Raw genomic sequence first — 17,551 nt, forward strand, 5'->3', positions numbered from 1 at the left:
TCCCAAACCGCGCAATTGCGCTGTTCGGGACACCGACGGACGGGCGGGTCAGGTCAGGCCGGCCCGGCCCGTGTCCTTGAGCTCGCCCACGACCTGCTTCACGTCCTGGGCGCGGGCCCGGGTCGTGACCAGCAGTGCGTCCGGGGTGTCGACCACGACCACGTCGTCGAGCCCGATGACGGCGACGAGCCGCCCGGAGCCGGAGACGATCAGGCCGGTCGAGTCGATCGCGAGCACGGAGCCGGCCTCGCCGAGCACGCTCGGCCCCTCGGTGCCGGACGGCGAACCGAGCAGGGTCGCGAGCGAGTCGAAGTCACCGAGGTCCTCCCACCGGAACGACGACGGGACGCAGGCGACCTGGCCGGCGTCGGCCGCGGGCTCCGCGACCGCATGGTCGAGGGCGATCTTCGGCAGTGCGGGCCAGAGCTCGTCCATCCGGGACGGGTCGGCGGCGATCGCGCGCAGCGCGGCCGCGAACTCCGGATGCCACCGGCCGAGCAGGTCGAGGAGCACGGTCGGGCGGACGACGAACATGCCGGCGTTCCAGCGGTAGCGCCCGGTGGCGACGTACTCGGCCGCGGTGCGCACGGACGGCTTCTCGACGAACTCGCGGACGGCGGTCGCGCCGGCGTGACCGGGCAGCTCGTCGCCGAGATGGATGTAGCCGAACGCCGACGACGGGAACGCCGGCTCGATGCCCAGGGTCACCAGCCAGTCGTCGCGGGCGACGTCGACCGCGGCGCGCACGCAGTCCGCGAAGACGTCAGGGTCGGCGATCACGTGGTCGGCGGGGAAGGACCCCATCACCGCCTGGGGGTCCCGGCGCTCCAGGAGGGCCGCCGCGAGGCCGATCGCGGCCATCGAGTCCCGCGGGGACGGCTCGGCGAGGACGGCGTCGGGCTCGAGGCCGGGCAGCTGCTCGACGACGGCCGGCCGGTGCGCGGCACCGGTGACGACGACGAAGCGGTCGTCGGCCAGCGGCGCGAGCCGGTCGTGGGTCGACTGCAGCAGTGTGCGCCCGTCCCCCGTCAGGTCGTGGAGGAACTTCGGGGCCGACGAGCGCGACAGCGGCCAGAGCCGCGTGCCTGCTCCGCCGGCCGGGATCACGGCCCAGAAGTGGTCGATGGCGGACATGCTGGGAGCCTAGATGCATGAGCATCTTCGCCGACGTGTTGGCGCGCCAGCTGCGGGCCGACTCCGCCCGACCCCTGATCACCTTCTACGACGACGCGACCGGAGAGCGGGTCGAGCTGTCGGTGACGACGTACGCGAACTGGGTCGCGAAGGCGGCGTCCCTCCTGGTCGAGGAGCACGACCTCGAGCGCGGCCAGTCCCTGTGCGTCGACCTGCCGATCCACTGGCTGGGACCGGTGTTCCTGGGCGCCGCGTGGACCGCCGGGCTGATGGTCACCGGCCCCGACGACGGGGAGCCGGACGCCGTCGTGTGCGGGCGCGGGTCGCTGGGGCGGTGGGCGGCGCGCGCCGACGACCTCCCGGTGCTGGCCTGCTCGCTGCTGCCCCTGGGCGTGCGGTTCGCCGAGGCGCTGCCGCCCGGGGTCCACGATGTCGGCGTCGAGATCTGGGGCCAGCCGGACGCGTTCACGCCCTGGGACCCGCCGACCGCCGAGGATCCGGCGTACCCCGGCGTGACCCAGGGCGAGCTGTGGAGAACGGCCGCCGCCGGGAGTCTCCTCACCGACGGCGGCCGTCTTCTCTCGGTCGCGAACCCGGCTTCCCCACCAGGTATCGCCACCTTCACCGAGCCGCTCGCACGCGGCGGCTCGCTGGTTCTGGTCACCCACGCCGGACCGGAGCGCCTCGACGCGACGTACGTCGCCGAGCGCGCGACGGCCCGCTTCCCTTGATCGCAGGTCAACCAGCCAGGTCTGTCCGGCCGGACCTATCCGGCCAGGTCGTAGTCGCCCATCCCTTCCGCGAGGAACCTCCGGGTCTTGAAGCCGGACGCCGTGCCCTGGACCAGCCACAGGTCGCCCGTGGCCTTCTCCCGGAGGATCACGTCGGCGTGGCCGGTCAGGGTGACGTCGCTGACCCCGATCACCCAGTCGTACGGCGCCAGGTTCAGGCCGAGCGGCTTCGGGCTGGTCAGCCCACCCGGACCGTTGCCCGGGAAGAGGGTGAGCTTGTTGCCCTTGCGGAACAGCGAGTCCGGGGACCCGTCGCCGTCCCAGCGGCCGACCGCCACCTGGCGTCCGGCGTCGATCGGGCCGTGCGCCACGTAGCTCGCCTTCAGGCCGTTGGTCCCGTTGCCCGGGTAGATCCGGATCGCGGCGTCCTTCGGCTGCCCCATCAGGTCGGGGAAGCCGTCGCCGGTCATGTCGCCCACCGCGGCGAGCAGCTGGACACCCCCGAAGCCGACACCGATCTTCTTCGGCGGCGCGAAGTGTCCGGTGCCGTCGCCGAGGCGGACGTAGAGCGAGCCGTTGTTCTTGTTGCGGTTGATGATGTCGCCGAAGCCGTCGCGGTTCCAGTCGCCCGCGTTCAGCACCAGGTTGGCGTTGGACAGGTCGGCTCCGGTCGCGATCGGCCGGCCCGTCTCGGTGGTGCCCTTGTTGACGAAGGCCACCAGCCGCTGGCCGCTGCGGGCGACCAGGTCCGGCGTCCCGTCCCCGAGCAGCTGGGCGGCGCCGGCCATGGTGCCGACCCCGGTGACCCGGGTGATCGGGCCGAGGGGGTGACCGAACGTGCCGTCGCCGAGGGACGGGATGACGAAGCCGTTGCCGCTCGCCGAGTCCCGGGCGAAGAGGTCGTCACGACCGTCCCCGTCGAAGTCGCCGTACCCGCTGATCGACGAGTAGCGCTGCCAGGCGCCGGTCACCGCGACCCGGGCGCGGAAACCGGTGCTCTTGGCGCCGGGGTGCAGCCAGAGGGCACCGGCCTGGTCGCGGCCGAGCACGTCGGGGCGGCCGTCGCCGTTCACGTCGCCGGCGCCGACGAGCTGGGTGTAGTCGCCCCAGACGGGGCCGAGGTGCTTGACCTTGAAGGCTCCGGTGCCGCGGCCGAGGTAGGCGTCCAGGCGACCGGAGTCGGGCACCCGGGCCACCACGTCGTTCTTGCCGTCGCCGTTCAGGTCGCCGACGGGCGTCACCAGGTCGTGGCCCGCGAACGCCTTGGTCTGCTTGACCGCGTCCCCGAAGGTGCCGGTGCCGGTGCCGGGTCGCACCTGCGTCGTGCCGTCGCCGGAGCGCACGAGGAGGTCGGCGATCCCGTCGCCGGTCAGGTCGGGTGACGCCGCGACCGTCTGGTCGGAGGTCAGCCCGGAGAGGGCCGTGACCCCGCTGCCGAAGCTCGTCAGCCCGGCCGTCGGGATCACGAAGCCCTGGCCGTCACTGGCCCGACGCACGATCAGGTCGGGGTGCGGCGTCGAGGCGAGGTTGGACTCGAGCTCGCGGCCCGACCAGCCGCGCTGCGCCTCGGCGGCGAGGGTGCGGATCTCGGGGATCTTCGCGTAGAGGTACCTGCCCGGACACGCGGTCGACGCGGCGTCGCGGTGCCCGTTGATGGCCTCGAAGTACTTCGAGCCGACCCACTGCTTCGGCGAGGACGCGTCCACCCCGTGCAGCGAGAGCTTCCAGGCGAAGAGGGCGCCGTACGCCTGGATCATCGCCTGCGACGGCTGCTTGACGTCGTAGTTGCCGATCGCCGACATCGCGAACGAGTAGTCGTTGTAGTTCAGCGTGTGGGCGCCGACGACGGGTCGGTCGATCCCGCCGTACCGGCCCTCCCAGATCCGGCCGAACCGGTCGACGAGGAAGTTGTAGCCGATGTCGGACCAGCCGCGGGACTGGGTGTGGTAGGCGTAGATGCTGCGCAGGATGGCCGGCACCTCGGCACGCGTGTAGTCGTTGGCGTTGACCGTGTGGTGGACGAAGCCGGCGTGCACCTCGTAGTAGTGCAGCGAGCTCTTGTCGCGCATGCTCTCGTCGGCGCCCCACTGGGCGCGGGAGTAGATCTGCGGCTTGGGCGTGAAGGTCGCGGCACGGAGGTCGATCTGGTCCGAGCCGTCGGTGCCCTCGCCCTCGTCGGTGGCCAGGGTGTCGCCGGTCAGCGTGGTGGGCGTGCCGGTCGCGTCGCCCGGCGACCCGTCCATCGTGGTGGTGTCGAGGGCGGGCTTCTCGACCGCCGACCTCGTGGCCTTGCCCGGGTCGATGACGGCGAGCTTCATGTCCGGCGGGAGGGTGGTGCCCGACGTCGTGTCGGCCTGCACCTGCACCTGGTCGACGTCGCCGACGAGCAGTGCGTCGGTGCCGGGGCGGGCGTGCTTCGCCTCGTCGCTGACCGGGTCGGGGCCGTGGTCGTCGTGGTACTCGAGGTCCATCCACGCGGACCACTCGTCGCCGGTGCGGGTGCGCACCCGGAGGCTGATGTCGTCCTCGGGGACCGTCACGCCGTGCTGCCAGGTGACACCGACCGCGCCGTACCCGACGACGGCCTCGGGGATGCTGGTCACGGCGTCCGGAGCGGGCAGGGCGCCCACCTTGCCGCGCAGCGACGGGGTGTCGAGCACGGCGAGCTGCGTGCGGCCCCGGGCACCCGGGCCGGCGGTCAGCGAGTACTCCGTGACCGTCGGGTCCACGACCTCGGTCGGCACCTGGGACGGGCGGGCGCTGGCTCGGGTGTACGCCGAGAGGTCGCCCTCGATGGTGGCGCCGCCGAGCGCGCTGTCGCGCGGGGTCTCGCGGACGACGTCGAGGCTGACGACGCTGGCGGCGGGGGTCAGCGCAGCGAGCACGACACCGAGCGCCAGCAGCTGCTGACAGGCCGTGACGAAACGGATCTTGCTGGGGGGCATCGGGCTACTCCATGTGTGCGGGGAAGTTCACACGTGACGCAACTTTCACACGCGTCACAGGAGGTCCGGAAGGTTTCGTGAGTAACTACAGACGTGTAATTTCTACTCGACACGCCGATGAATTCGAGATTTGTCAAGAAACTTCAAGCTTGTAATTCGAGCTGGCCCCCGCCTGCAGCCAGGTCGAGGTCGCGACGGAGCAGTCGAGGCCACGGCACGACGACGCGGGCGACACCACGATCGGTCCCGCGCGGAAGGTCACCAGCCTTCGCAGGCTCAGGCTGGGGCAGCTCAGATGTCAGAGCCGAGCTCGTCGTCGGAGAGCTCGTCGTCGGACGTCGTGCCCTCGTCGTACTTCACGAACTTGATGCCCTCGTTGACGCCGCCGTCGAAGGCGAGCCGGCCCTTGTCCAAGACGATGACCCGGTCGCACATCTTGCGCACCGAGCCGGCCGCGTGGCTGACGTAGAAGAGGGTGCGCCCGCTGTCGCGCACCTCCTGCATCCGCTCCAGGCACTTCTGCTTGAAGGGCTTGTCCCCCACGGCGAGCACCTCGTCGGCGAGGAAGATGTCGGAGTCGACGTGGATCGCGACCGCGAAGCCGAGCCTGGCCTGCATGCCGGAGGAGTAGTGACCGACCGGCGAGTCGAGGAACCGGCCGATGTCGGCGAACTCCACGATCGCGTCGAACTTGCGGCGCGTCTCGGCGTCGGTCATCCCGAGCACGGCGGCGTTGAGGAAGACGTTCTCTCGGCCGGTGAGCTGGGGGTGGAAGCCGGCGCCCGTCGCGATCAGCCCGGCGATCCGGCCGCGGGTGAGGACGGACCCGGAGTCGGGTCGCATCACGCCGTTGATCAGCTTGAGCAGCGTGCTCTTGCCCGAGCCGTTGAGACCCATCAGGCCGATCGACTCACCCTGCTCGACCGTGAAGGACACCTCGCTGAGCGCGTTGAAGGTGTCGCTGATCTCGCGGCCCTTCACGGCAGCGACGGTCATCTGCTTCAGCGTGCGGTGGTAGCGCAGGGTGAAGGTCTTCGTCACGTCCTCGACGACGATCGAGGTGCTGGCGGGGTACGCCATCAGAGCCGCTCCGGGATCTTGTTCTCGAACCGCATGAAGATCAGCTGGGCGATCACCAGCAGCAGCGCCGAGACCCCCAGGGCGAGGAACGAGAAGGCGAACAGGTTGTCGGGGATGTTGACCGCCTGGATCGCGTCCGGGTTCTTGGTGGTCCCCACCCAGAACGCCTGCTGGACCAGCAGCACGGCATCGGCGATCGGGTTCAGGAGGTAGAACTGCGCGAACGAACCGAACCGGGAGTCGACCAGGCTGTAGGGGTAGATCATCGGCACGGAGAAGCGCACGAAGTTCGTCAGGATGGACACCACGCTGCTGGCGTCGCGCATGAAGACGTTGGCGACGCTGAACATGAGCGCGAGCGCCGTCCCGAGCAGCATGATGATCGCGACCGCCAGGACGAAGCCCGCCATGCCCAGGGGATCGGGCGTCCAGCCGCACAGCGCGCAGATGAACGTGAGGATCACGAGCTGCGGACCCATGTGGTAGAGCGAGACCAGCATCGACGCGACCGGGAACATCTCCCGGGGTACGGCCATCTTCTGGACCAGCGCCTTGTTCCGCACGATCGAGCGGGTGCCGGCATTGAAGGTCTCGACGAAGAACTGGACGACGATCAACCCGCAGAAGACGTGGATCGCGAGCATCTCGGTCCCGCGCCCGATGATCTTGCCCATCACGAACCAGTAGATGAACAGCTGGGAGAGCGGGTTGATGTAGGACCAGAAGAGCCCCAGCACCGACGCCTGGTAGCGGGCGCTGATCTCACGCTTGACCAGCAGCCGGAGGAGGTAGCGGCGCCGGAAGACGTTGAGCAGGCCCGACGACGGCGCCGGCGACTCCAGCGGCGCGTCGACGACGTGGCGCAGGCCCGCCTCAGTCACCGGACCTCGTCTCGTCACCCGTCCACGGCCGGAAGGTCTCGTCCCACGCCTCCGGCGAGGTGACCTCGCCCAGCTTGGCGCGGTACTCCGCGGCGAGCCGCGGCCACTCGCGCTTGAGGCGCTCGTGGATCTCGATCGTCTTGACCATCATCTCGCGGAACTTCTGGGGGTCGCGCTGGTAGAGCGCCGCCGAGGTGCCGTCCGCCATCGACACGACCGCCGAGTCGTAGGTGCCGAGCCGGTACCAGCTGGCGTCCATCGCACGGAGCTCGACCTCGGGGTACTCCCGGGACATCGGGCGCGCGGGCTTGAGCTGGCGCAGCGGCTGGAGGCCCGCGTTGATCAGCGTCGCGAGCCGGCCCGGGATCTCGGTGCCGTCCTTGCCCTTGCGCGGCGGCTTCTCGCGGCGCACCGGCGGGAACGCGTCGGGGTCGACCTCCAGCCGGGCGTCGGAGAACTGCTTGCGGGTCGCGTTGATCTCGCCGAGCCGCGTGGGCAGCATCTCGTGGAGGTGGTCGGGGCCAGCGAGCACGTCGAGCAGCGCCTGGTGCCGGATCTCGACGGTCGAGTACTGCATCGAGACGAGGTGCGAGATCTGGTGGTTGCGGCTCTCGCGGACCATCCGGCCGCCCTTGGGGTACGGCGAGTGCAGCAGCGCCGCGATGAAGCGGTTGCGCTGGTGGAAGTAGGCCTGCCAGTCGAGCCCGTCGTTCTTGTCGGTCCACGGCACGTGCCAGACCGCCGCACCGGGGAACGTCACCGTCGGGTAGCCCGCCGCCTTGGCTCGCAGGCCGTACTCGGAGTCGTCCCACTTGATGAAGAGGGGCAGCGACAGGCCGATGTCCTCGAGCACCTGGCGGGGGATGAGACACATGAACCAGCCGTTGAAGTCCACGTCGATGCGCTTGTGGAGCCAGCGGCTCGAGCGCAGGTTGCGCCCGGCGAGGTCCCAGTCGCTGTAGGTGTCGAACGGCGACTGCCACCAGAAGCGCCACGGCTGCACGATCTCGCCGAAGCTGTGCAGGCGTGAGCGCGCGTAGATGTTGAACATGTGGCCGCCGACGATCGTGGGTCGGCGGGCCAGGTCGGCGAAGGTGACGGCGCGGATGATGCCCTCGGGCTCGCAGACGACGTCGTCGTCCATCATCATCGCGTACGTCGCGGTGCCCTTGCGGACCGACTCGAGCTGGCCGCGGGCGTAGCCGCCCGAGCCGCCGAGGTTGCCCTGCTCGATCACCCGGAGCGTGTCGCCGAGGGCGCCCTGCGCCTTCGCGAAGTCGGGCGAGTCCACGACCTTCTGGGTGCCCTGCTCCATCACGAAGACCGTGTCGAGGAAGGGCCGCAGCTCGGCGTCGTCGCCGATCTGGCCGAGCAGCTTGGCGCAGAAGTCGGGGCGGTTCATGGTGGTGATCGCGATGTCGACGGTGCCGTGCTGGGCACGATCGTCGGGGACCTCGGCGGTCCACTCGGCCGACTCGACCACGACGTCCTCGTCGCCGGCGATCACGTCGTACCAGTACCAGCCGCCGTCGACGAACGGCTTCAACGACAGGTCGAAGGTGAAGGTGCTCGAGCCGTCGGTGGTCGTGTCGGCGGAGCCCACGCGCTGCGAGTGGCCCTTGGCCATCGACTTGTAGACGATGACGGTGGCGCCGAGGCCGCGGACCTTGACGGTGAGCGTCACGTCGGTGACGACGGTCCAGCGCCGCCAGTAGCTCGCCGGGAACGCGTTGAAGTAGGTGCCGAAGGAGAGCTTGTCGCCCGACGTCACCCGCAGCGAGGTGCGCGACAGGATCTGGTCGGGGTGGATCGAGTCGCCGGTCGCGGTCGACTGCCGGATCGCGGCGTTGTTGAGGTCCTTCGCCGCCCGGCTGCCGCCGACCTCGTACTTGTCGGCGTCGAGCTTGGCGTCCTCGGGGTCGACGTACAGGGCGAGCACGTCGAAGTCACGGTCCAGCGGCAGGATCTGGCGCTGGAGCAGCCTGGTGGAAGTCATTCGTCGACCCCTCCACTCGTCAGGGCCGCGCCTTCGGCGAAGTGCGGCCGGAGCTTGTTCTCGAACATGGAGAGGGCCGACCCGATGGCCATGTGCATGTCGAGGTACTTGTAGGTGCCGAGCCGTCCGCCGAAGAGCACCTTGGGCTCCTTCTTCGCGAGCTCTCGGTACTTGAGCAGCTTGGACCGGTCGTCCGCGGTGTTGATCGGGTAGTAGGGCTCGTCGCCCTCCTCCGCGAAGCGGGAGTACTCGTGCACGACGATCGTCTTGCCGGGCAGGTAGGTGCGCTCCGGGTGGAGGTGCTTGAACTCCAGCGTACGGGTGTAGGGCAGGTCCTCGTCGTTCGCGTTGACGACGCCGGTGCCCTGGTAGTCGTCGACGTCGAGGGTCTCGCGCTCGAGGTCGATGGTGCGCCAGGACAGCCGGCCCTCGGAGTTGCCGAAGTACTCGTCGACCGGGCCGGTGTAGACGATCGGGACCTTGCCCTTGAACTCGTCGGCCACGTCGAAGAAGTCGGTGTCGAGGCGGACCTCGATGTTGGGGTGGTCGGCCATCCGCTCCAGCCACGCGGTGTAGCCGTCGGTCGGCAGCCCCTCGTAGGTGTCGTTGAAGTAGCGGTTGTCGAAGGTGTAGCGGACCGGGAGCCGCGTGATGATGTCCGCGCTCAGCTCGGTCGGGTCGGTCTGCCACTGCTTGGCGGTGTAGCCCTTGACGAACGCCTCGTAGAGCGGGCGCCCGATCAGGCTGATCGCCTTCTCCTCGAGGTTCGTGGCGTCCTCGGTCGCGATCTCGCTGGCCTGCTCGGCGATCAGCGCCCGCGCCTCGTCGGGGGTGTGACCCTTCCCGAAGAACTGGTTGATCAGCCCCAGGTTCATCGGGAACGAGTAGACCTGGCCCTGGTAGCGAGCGAAGACCCGGTGCTGGTAGTTCGTGAACGTCGTGAAGCGGGTGACGTAGTCCCACACCTTCTTGTTGGAGGTGTGGAAGAGGTGGGTGCCGTAGACGTGCACCTCGATGCCCGTCTCGGCGTCGAACTCGCTGTAGGCGTTGCCACCGAGGTGGGAGCGCCGTTCGAGGACGAGCACCCGCAGGCCCAGCTCGGTCGCGCAGCGTTCGGCGATGGTGAGGCCGAAGAAGCCGGAGCCGACGACGACCAGATCGGGGCCGGGAGCAGAGGTGGACACGATCGGTCAGTCTACGGATCGGGCCGGGACGGCCCGCATTCCCCGCGCGTCGCGCATGGCTCGGATCACATTGCGGGCCTCGGCCCGCCCGCCGCGGACCGGGCTGAGCAGGACGACCACCGCGGTGACCAGCCACGGCTTGAGCCGCACCAGCGCGTTCTCGCCGTACCGGAGATGCACGACGAAGAGGTTGCGGTACATGTAGTACCCCTTCCAGCCGCTCAGGTCGTGCTGCTGGTCGAAGTCGAGCTGGCGGACCAGGACGGCGTCGCGGACCGCCCAGATGCGGAACCCGGCCCGCCGGGCGCGCAGCGCGTAGTCGACGTCGTCGTAGAAGATGAAGAACGACGGGTCGGGCAGCCCGATCGCGTCGACGACCTCCCGGTGCACCATGAAGCCCTCGAAGGCCACGTTGTGGAGCTCGACCCGCTCCGGCATCCGGTGCCGGGCGCGGTACTCCGTCTCGACCATGGCGGTCTTGGGCCGGATCGCGAGGGGGTTGGCGAGGTCGAAGCGGATCGCGGCCTTCTCGACGAGGTCGCCGGCGCTGTCCTCGCGGACCGCCATCAGGCACGCCTCGTCCTGGGCCATCAGCACGCTCAGGCAGTCGGGCGCGGGCACCACGTCGTCGTCCATCAGCCAGATCCGGTCGAAGCCCTGCTGGTGGGCCGTCTGGACGCCGAGGTGGAAGCCGCCCGCGCCGCCGAGGTTGTCCTCGGGCCGGACCACCTGCAGCCCCGGGTTGGTCGCCGCGGCCAGGACGTCGGGCGTGTGGTCGGTGCTGGCGTTGTCGACGACGATGACCGCGTCGGGCAGCCGGTCGAGCGCGGCCAGTCCGGTCAGCATGTGCGCGAGCAGGCCGGCGCGGTTGTAGGTCACCACGACGATCGCGACGGTCTCGCTCACAGGTACCTCTGGTGTCCGGTGAAGTCGTTGCGGAGCCCGGCGTACATCCCCCGGGCGCTGAGCCGCAGCCGGGCCGGGTTGGGTCGCGTGAAGGTGTAGAACCACACCGTCTTCACGACGAAGGCCAGGGCGTGGAGCGGTCCGGCGTACGTCCGCAGGTTGACCAGGTTGTTGCGCGCCATGCAGTAGTGCTTCAGGTCGCTCGGGGTGTGGTTGTACGTCGTGCGCCCGAACATCATCGGCGACCCGAGGTCGCCCACCGACGGGTGTCGCACCTGCGCCTCGACGACCGTCGCGATCCGGGCGCCGGCGGCCTCGGCCCGCAGGCGGTACTCGTGGTCGTCACCCCAGATGAAGTACTCCGCGCGGGGCAGCCCGATCCGCTCGACCAGCTCGCGGGTCACCAGCACGCCGTTGAACGGGATGACGATGCCCTCGATCCGGCCGCCGGTCGCGGCGCGCTCGACGTCGGCGAGCCGGTGCACGACGCGGGTGCCGCCGGGCAGCCGGATCGGGAAGACCAGCCGTCCCGGGTCCGCCTCGTCCACGACCAGCGGACCCCAGAAGTCCAGGTCCCGCTCCTCGAGCAGGCGCGCCAGGCACGCGACATCCGGCAGGCCGTCGTCGTCCATCAGCCAGGCGAGGTCGGCGCCGCGCTCCATCGCCCAGGCCACCCCGTCGTGGAAGCCGCCGGCGCCGCCCCCGTTCTCGGCCAGCGTCCGGCCCAGGACGGGCGTGGTCGGACGGTCGTCGCCGGTCTCCCGGTCGTCGAGCCCGGCCAGCCACTCCCCCGTGCCGTCGGTCGACGCGTTGTCGATCACCAGGATCTCGGTCAGCTCGGGCACCTCGTCGAGCCGCGCCAGCAGGGTCTGCAGGAGCTCGAGACGGTTGAAGGTGACCACGACGGCAGCGATGCTCGGCGTCCGTCCCTCCTCGATCACGGCCCACACCCTACGGTGGGGGCCGCGGCTGGGACAGGAGCGCCTCAGTCTCGCTGGCTCGCCGCGAGAGCGAGGTCGCGCTCCGCCGAGCGCAGGTGCGTCAGCGCCGCGGTGCGCGCGCCCTCGGGGTCGCGCTGCACGATCGCATCCAGGATCTGCTGGTGCCCTTCGCAGGCCCGCTCCATCCGCCCGGGGATCGAGATCACCTTCGCGGAGTAGATGGCGTGATGCGGGCCGACCTGCTCGTGCAGGCCGCGCAGAAGGCGGTTCTTGGAGGCCTGCACCACCCGGTTGTGGAAGTCGAAGTCGAGGGCGACGAACGCGGCGGTGTCGATGCCCGGCGCCATCGAGTGCTCGAGGATGGCGCGGATCTCGTGGATGTCCGCCTCGGTCCGGCGGGTCGCCGCCAGGGCGGACGCGTCCGGTTCGAGGGCGTACCTGACCTCGAAGAGCTCCAGCGCGGTGACGTCGCCGGCCGTCAGCATGAGCAGGTGGTCAGCCGGGCTGGGCGGCGGGTAGACGGCGAACGTCCCGACACCCTGGCTCTTCGTGACGATCCCCAGGGTCTCGAGCTTGCTCACCGCCTCGCGCATGGTGCCGCGACCGACGCCGAACTGGTCGGCGAGCTCACGCTCGGCGGGAAGCCGGCCACTGCTCTCGAAGTGCCCCTGACGGATCAGCTCCTCGAGCTGGGCGGCCACCGCGTCGGCCAGCTTGAGCTGCTTGACAGGCTTGATCCCGGACCGGGGAGCGTTAGCCACGCCTGCCCCTGGAGCCGACTCCGGCGACCCGAGACACCGCCGACGAAACTTCCACGAGTACCTCCTGGACCGTGCGGGACCCGGCACGGGACCAGCGTGGTCAGTCTATCGAGGCGTCAGCGTTGCACACGAGCGGAGGCACCCTTCGCGAGCTTGTCGACCTCGGTCGCCGTGGCCATCGAGGTGTCGCCCGGCGTCGTCATGGCGAGAGCGCCGTGGGCCGCCCCGAGCTGCACTGCCCGGTCCAGTGGCGCACCCTCGAGGAGACCGTGGATCAGCCCGGAGGCGAAGCTGTCCCCGCCCCCCACCCGGTCGAAGATCTCCATCGCGTCCCACCGTCGAGAGCCCACCAACCCGGTCTCCTTCGACCACGCGATGGCCGACCAGTCGTTGCGGCTCGCCGACGCGACCCCCCGCAGTGTCGTGGCGATGACCTGCAGGTTCGGGAACGCCGCCACGACGTCCTCGATCATGGCGAGGAAGGCGCCGTGGTCGAGGTTCGTGAAGTCCGCGTCGAGTCCACGGACCTCGAAGCCGAGCGACTCGACGAAGTCCTCCTCGTTCCCGATCATCACGTCGACGAGGGGTGCCAGCCGGCGGTTCACCTGCTGGGCAGTGGTCCTGCCGCCGATCCCCTGCCACAGGCTCGGGCGGAAGTTCAGGTCGTAGGAGACGAGGGTCCCGTGTCGTCGTGCCGCGCTCATGGCCTCTTCGGCGACGTCGGGCGTGCTCGCGGAGAGCGCCGCGAAGATCCCGCCCGTGTGCAGCCATCGGGCCCCCAGCTCTCCGAAGACATGGTCCCAGTCGACGTCACCGCGGGCGAGCTGACCGACCGCCGTGTGCCCGCGGTCGGAGACCCCCAACGCACCCCGCACGCCGAAGCCGCGCTCGGTGAAGTTGAGTCCGTTGCGGGCCTGACGCCCGACCCCGTCGTACTCCACCCAGCGGAGCAGGCTGGTGTCCACCCCGCCCTGGCTGATCAGGTCCGCGACGAGGCGGCCCACCTCGTTGTCCGCCAGGGCGGTGACGATGCCCGAGCGGTGCCCGAAGACCTTGTGCAGGCCGCGGACGACGTTGTACTCGCCACCGCCCTCCCACACGTCGAAGTGCCTGGCCGTCCTGATCCGCCGGTCCCCCGGGTCCAGCCGGAGCATCACCTCACCGAGTCCCAGGGCGTCGAAACGGCAGGCGGCCGCCGCCCGGAGCTCCAGGCCGGTCACCGAGGACCTCCGTCCACGACGCCGACCTGGCTCGCGCGTACGGCGCGCGTGGCCCGGGGGGCGATCAGTCCCCCGGGCAGGACCCGCTGCGGAGCGATGCCGGCCAGGCACAGCCTGGATGCGGCCATCACGCGGGTCCGTCGGCGGCGATCCCGAACCGCTCGGCAGCCCGGTCGGCGATGGTGACCCCGATCCCCACCGCGTCGGTGGCCCAGAGCCAGCCGTTCTCCACGACCGGAGGGTTCTCCAGGAAGCCCTCCCAGCCGAGGCCGCCGTAGGCGTCGACCTCGATGAGGGGCGCGTTCTCGCAGCTGAGGATGACCTGCAGACCGGCCGCCAGGCCGATGCCGGTCCCCGACGAGCAGCCGATGTGCGGCACGCACTGGAGGTTCCACGCGCTCGCCATGTCGGCGACCCGCTTGAGCTCGGAGATCCCGCCCACGCTGGCGGCATCCGGCTGGATGACGTCGAACGGCAGCTCACCCATCAGGTCGACGTACTCGTAGCGGGTCAGCAGCGACTCGCCGCCCGCCAGGGGGATGTCCACCCGGTCCGCCAGCCAGGCGTGCCCCGCGACGTACTGGGACAGCGACCGGGACATGATCGGCTCCTCGAGCCAGGACACCTGGAGCGGCTGCAGCTCCTTCGCGAGGGCGAGGGCGCCGCGCCGGTCGTAGGCCATGTTGGCGTCGACCATCAGGTCGACGCCGGCGCCCACGGCGTCGCGTACCGAGCCGACCACGTGCACCGCGGCGTCGAGATCACCGTCGACTCGCAGCTTGATGGCGGTGTAGCCGTCGCGCGCCGCCGCGGCGGCTTCGGCGACCGCCTTGGCGGGGGCCTTCAGGGAGGGCGCGAAGTAGGCGCGCACGGACGGCTTGTAGGTGCCGAGCAGCCGGTGCACGGGCTGACCGGTGATCTTGCCGAGCAGGTCCCACAACGCCATGTCGATGCCGCTGAGGGCGTAGGTCTCGATTCCACGCCGCCCCCACATGTGGGTGGCCCGCATCATGTCGTGCCACAGCGAGGACACGTCCCGGGGGTCGCGGCCGACGATCATCGGCCCCAGCTGCTGGTTGACGATCGGGCCGACGGTGGAGAAGTACTCGGCCGAGAACCCGGCCTCGCCGATGCCGACGAGCCCGTCGCTGGTGACGACCTCGACGACGATCCCGCCCTTGGTGCTGACCGACATGGCGCCCCATCGGAGGTCCTCGGCCAGGGGCAGCCCCACCGGGTAGGCCTTCACAGTTTCGATCTTCATCTGGTCCACCGTTCGACGTGCTGGATCTGGTGCGGATGGGGGCGTGTGGTGAGGATCGTGGTCCAGCCGCCCCCGGCAACCGGACCCCCGATCAGGTGGGCAGGTCCCACGTCGTCTGCGCCTTGAGCTGCGGGATCAGGTCGGCCCAGGAGTAGTCCTGGACGAAGAGCGAGTCGGTCGAGTACGTCCCGTCCATCGTGTCCTTGAGCTTCTCGGGGCCCTCGAAACCGATCACCCTCCAGCCGATGCGTTCCTTGTTGCCGCCGTAGACCGGGTCGGCGTAGAACCCCTGCTTCACGTGCAGGCACAGGGCGTCGAAGAACCCGAGCCCGTCGTCGGTCAGGAACTGGGTGAACGTGCTGGCCGGCTCGGTGGTGCCCAGCGTGACGGGGCCCGGCTTGGGTGCCCCCCAGAGCAGCTCCATGGCCCGGTCCTGTCGGTCCTCGTCGAGGCTCACGAACGGCTCGCCCCACTCGGAGCGGCACATCGCGTCGAGCTGGACGAGCCCGTCGCGGTAGGTGCGCTGCATGTCGGCGATCCGCGAGCGCCAGGCGGTGGCGTAGTGCCCGTCGATGCGCAGGAACCCGCTTCCGTCGGCAGCCGCGAAGATGTAGTTGATGCCCGACAGGTAGCGGTCGATGAACACCACGACCCGCGCCTCCCGGGCACCGGGGTCGTGGTCCGTGGGGATGATGCGCGCCGAGAGGGCCTCGACGGTGTCCCACTCGTGGGGGCTGAAGAACAACCGGTCCGAGGAGTCCGGGTCGACCGGCTCCAGGAACGTCGGCCAGTCTGCCTTGGAGCTCATGGGCTTCTCCGTTCCCCGCCGTCAGGCTCGGGCGGCAGCGAGCCGCTCGACCCGGCCGGGCAGGTAGTTGTCGACGATGTACTCACAGCTGCGCCAGGCGTTCGCCATCATGGCCAGCGTCGGGTTGACGCCCAGGGACGTCGGGAAGGCCGACCCGTCGACGACGAACACGTTGTCGATGTCGTGGGTCTGGCACCACTCGTTGAGGACCGATGTCTGCGGGTCGAAGCCCATCCGTGCCGTGCCGTGCTGATGGCAGGTGTTGCCGGTGACCTGGTCCAGGTAGACGGGGATCGTCTTGCGGGCGCCCGCGACCTCGAGGATCTCGATGTTCTTGTCGACCTGCCACCTGCCCATGGCCCGGTCGTTCTCGTGGGCCCGGTGCGTGATCCGGGCGACGGGCAGCCCCATGAAGTCCTTGTGGGTGGGGTCGAGGTCGACCCGGTTCCGCTCCTGGGGCATGTCGTGGAGGATCAACCCGATCTTCATGGCGTAGTTGAAGAACGTGCGGTCGGCGTCCTTGAAGGCCTGGCCCCACGCCGGTCGTCCCGGGAAGACCATGTTGATCGGGTGGCAGGTCTGGGACGACGACACGATGCAGCCGCCCATGTGCCCGCGGCTCTCGTCGGTCTCGTAGAAGTCCATCGTGCCGCCGCTGATGTAGTTGCCGGTCCAGCCGTACAGCGGGTCGTCGATCTCGTTGTCGAAGAAGCCGATCGCGAAGAGGTACTCGTGGAAGGTGGCGTTCTTCCCCACGAGGCCCGAGGAGTTGGCGAGGCCGTCGGGGAACAGCGCGGACTGCGACAGCAGCATCAGACGCGCCGTCTCGATGGCGCCCATCGACAAGACCACGACCCTGGCGTCCTGCTCGACCTCAGCCCCTGTCTGGTCGACGTACACCACCCCGGTGGCCCGGCCGTCCTTGCCGACCTTGACCTCGCGGACGAAGCAGTCCGACCTGAGCTCGAAGTTGCCGGTCGCCAGGGCCTCCGGGATGAACGTGGTGGCCGTGTTCGACCGCGCCCCGCTCGGGTCGCCGTACTGGTTCCAGAAGCTGGTCCGGTTGAACGGCCGGCGACCCTTGTGCTCGTTCGTCACCATCGCGTGCGGGATGGGGAAGGCGTTGATGCCCATCTCGTTGGCGGCGGAGTAGAACTTCCGGCCCCACCGCGTCGGCGGCAACGGCTGGCTGGGGAACGGCCGGCTGCGGAAGCCCTCGCCGCGGTCCGCGCCGGCGATCCCCGAGACCCCGAACTCCCACTCGATCTTCGTCAGGTAGGGCTCGAGGTGCTCGTACTGGAAGGGCCAGTCCGCCAGGCTCATACCGTCGACGTCGCCATGCAGACTGCGCTGAAGGAAGTCCGACGGTCTCGGACGCGGGACCCAGCCGGCCCAGTGGTTGGTGCCCCCGCCGACCAGCTGCGGGGTCATCGAGAACGGGTACGGCTGGGCGACCTCGTCGTCGTCGACGCGCCGGGTGCGCGGCGTGAGCTTGGCATCCGGCCACATGTAGCTGCGGTTCACGAACTTCAGCTCGTCGCCCGAGAAGTGCTCGTCGTGGCGCAGGTAGGGCCCGCGCTCGAGCCCGACGACGCGGAGGCCCGCTTCGCTCAGCACCTTGGCGGCGGTGCCGCCGCTGGCACCCAGGCCGACGATGACCACGTCGACGGCGTCCGGCTTCTTCTGTACGGCCATGGTTC

General features: G+C 70.0%; 14 protein-coding genes. 1 reads left to right on the plus strand and 13 read right to left on the minus strand.

Translation table 11 applies throughout. The features are described from left to right. Window positions 1-48: 48 nt before the first annotated feature. A complete protein-coding gene (locus PD653B2_RS21675; RefSeq protein ID WP_085874502.1) occupies window positions 49-1,134 on the minus strand; it encodes a mannose-1-phosphate guanylyltransferase in 1,086 nt (361 codons plus the stop codon). Between the two features lie 17 nt (window positions 1,135-1,151). Between PD653B2_RS21675 and PD653B2_RS21680 the strand changes: the two genes are divergently transcribed. Further along, complete coding sequence (locus PD653B2_RS21680) at window positions 1,152-1,865, plus strand: TIGR03089 family protein (protein ID WP_085874503.1); 714 nt, start codon at window positions 1,152-1,154, stop codon at window positions 1,863-1,865. A 35-nt stretch (window positions 1,866-1,900) separates the two neighbouring features. On the opposite strand, the gene PD653B2_RS21685 is transcribed toward PD653B2_RS21680, so the two are convergent. The 12 genes from PD653B2_RS21685 to PD653B2_RS21740 all read right to left on the minus strand — a co-directional run bounded on the left by PD653B2_RS21685 (window position 1,901) and on the right by PD653B2_RS21740 (window position 17,546). Continuing rightward, window positions 1,901-4,810, minus strand: a complete 2,910-nt coding sequence (locus tag PD653B2_RS21685) for an FG-GAP-like repeat-containing protein (RefSeq protein WP_085874504.1) — start codon at window positions 4,808-4,810, stop codon at window positions 1,901-1,903. Window positions 4,811-5,101: 291 nt separating this feature from the next. Continuing rightward, window positions 5,102-5,890, minus strand: coding sequence for an ABC transporter ATP-binding protein (locus PD653B2_RS21690; RefSeq protein WP_085874505.1), 789 nt, complete (start codon window positions 5,888-5,890; stop codon window positions 5,102-5,104). Further along, a complete protein-coding gene (locus PD653B2_RS21695) occupies window positions 5,890-6,771 on the minus strand; it encodes an ABC transporter permease (RefSeq protein ID WP_085874506.1) in 882 nt (293 codons plus the stop codon). The genes PD653B2_RS21690 and PD653B2_RS21695 overlap by 1 nt, the downstream gene beginning before the upstream one ends. Beyond that, window positions 6,764-8,767 (minus strand): glycosyltransferase, encoded by a 2,004-nt coding sequence (locus tag PD653B2_RS21700; RefSeq protein WP_085874507.1) that lies wholly within the window; start codon window positions 8,765-8,767, stop codon window positions 6,764-6,766. The genes PD653B2_RS21695 and PD653B2_RS21700 overlap by 8 nt, the downstream gene beginning before the upstream one ends. Further along, the gene (glf, locus tag PD653B2_RS21705) at window positions 8,764-9,951 is read right to left on the minus strand and encodes a UDP-galactopyranose mutase (protein WP_085874508.1); all 1,188 of its coding nucleotides are present in this window, start codon (window positions 9,949-9,951) and stop codon (window positions 8,764-8,766) included. The genes PD653B2_RS21700 and glf overlap by 4 nt, the downstream gene beginning before the upstream one ends. 6 nt (window positions 9,952-9,957) lie before the next feature. Then, entirely contained in the window at window positions 9,958-10,857 is a 900-nt protein-coding gene (locus tag PD653B2_RS21710; protein ID WP_085874509.1) for a glycosyltransferase family 2 protein, read from the minus strand. Continuing rightward, window positions 10,854-11,798, minus strand: a complete 945-nt coding sequence (locus PD653B2_RS21715; protein ID WP_242665391.1) for a glycosyltransferase family 2 protein — start codon at window positions 11,796-11,798, stop codon at window positions 10,854-10,856. Before PD653B2_RS21715 ends, PD653B2_RS21710 begins: the two co-directional genes overlap by 4 nt. Before the next feature lie 44 nt (window positions 11,799-11,842). Then, on the minus strand, window positions 11,843-12,559 hold the full coding sequence (locus tag PD653B2_RS21720) for a FadR/GntR family transcriptional regulator (RefSeq protein ID WP_165763577.1): 717 nt from the start codon (window positions 12,557-12,559) through the stop codon (window positions 11,843-11,845). Window positions 12,560-12,675: 116 nt separating this feature from the next. Then, window positions 12,676-13,779, minus strand: coding sequence for a sugar kinase (locus tag PD653B2_RS21725; protein ID WP_242665392.1), 1,104 nt, complete (start codon window positions 13,777-13,779; stop codon window positions 12,676-12,678). Window positions 13,780-13,906: 127 nt separating this feature from the next. After that, window positions 13,907-15,043 (minus strand): mandelate racemase/muconate lactonizing enzyme family protein, encoded by a 1,137-nt coding sequence (locus PD653B2_RS21730; RefSeq protein WP_085894336.1) that lies wholly within the window; start codon window positions 15,041-15,043, stop codon window positions 13,907-13,909. 91 nt (window positions 15,044-15,134) lie between these two features. Continuing rightward, window positions 15,135-15,851 carry a gluconate 2-dehydrogenase subunit 3 family protein gene (locus PD653B2_RS21735; RefSeq protein ID WP_085874512.1) on the minus strand — a complete coding sequence of 239 codons (717 nt, stop codon included), beginning with the start codon at window positions 15,849-15,851 and terminating at the stop codon, window positions 15,135-15,137. 21 nt (window positions 15,852-15,872) lie between these two features. Then, the gene (locus PD653B2_RS21740) at window positions 15,873-17,546 is read right to left on the minus strand and encodes a GMC family oxidoreductase (RefSeq protein ID WP_085874513.1); all 1,674 of its coding nucleotides are present in this window, start codon (window positions 17,544-17,546) and stop codon (window positions 15,873-15,875) included. Between the last annotated feature and the right edge of the window lie 5 nt (window positions 17,547-17,551).

This window comes from Nocardioides sp. PD653-B2, from assembly GCF_002117935.1.
Taxonomy (GTDB): domain Bacteria; phylum Actinomycetota; class Actinomycetes; order Propionibacteriales; family Nocardioidaceae; genus Nocardioides.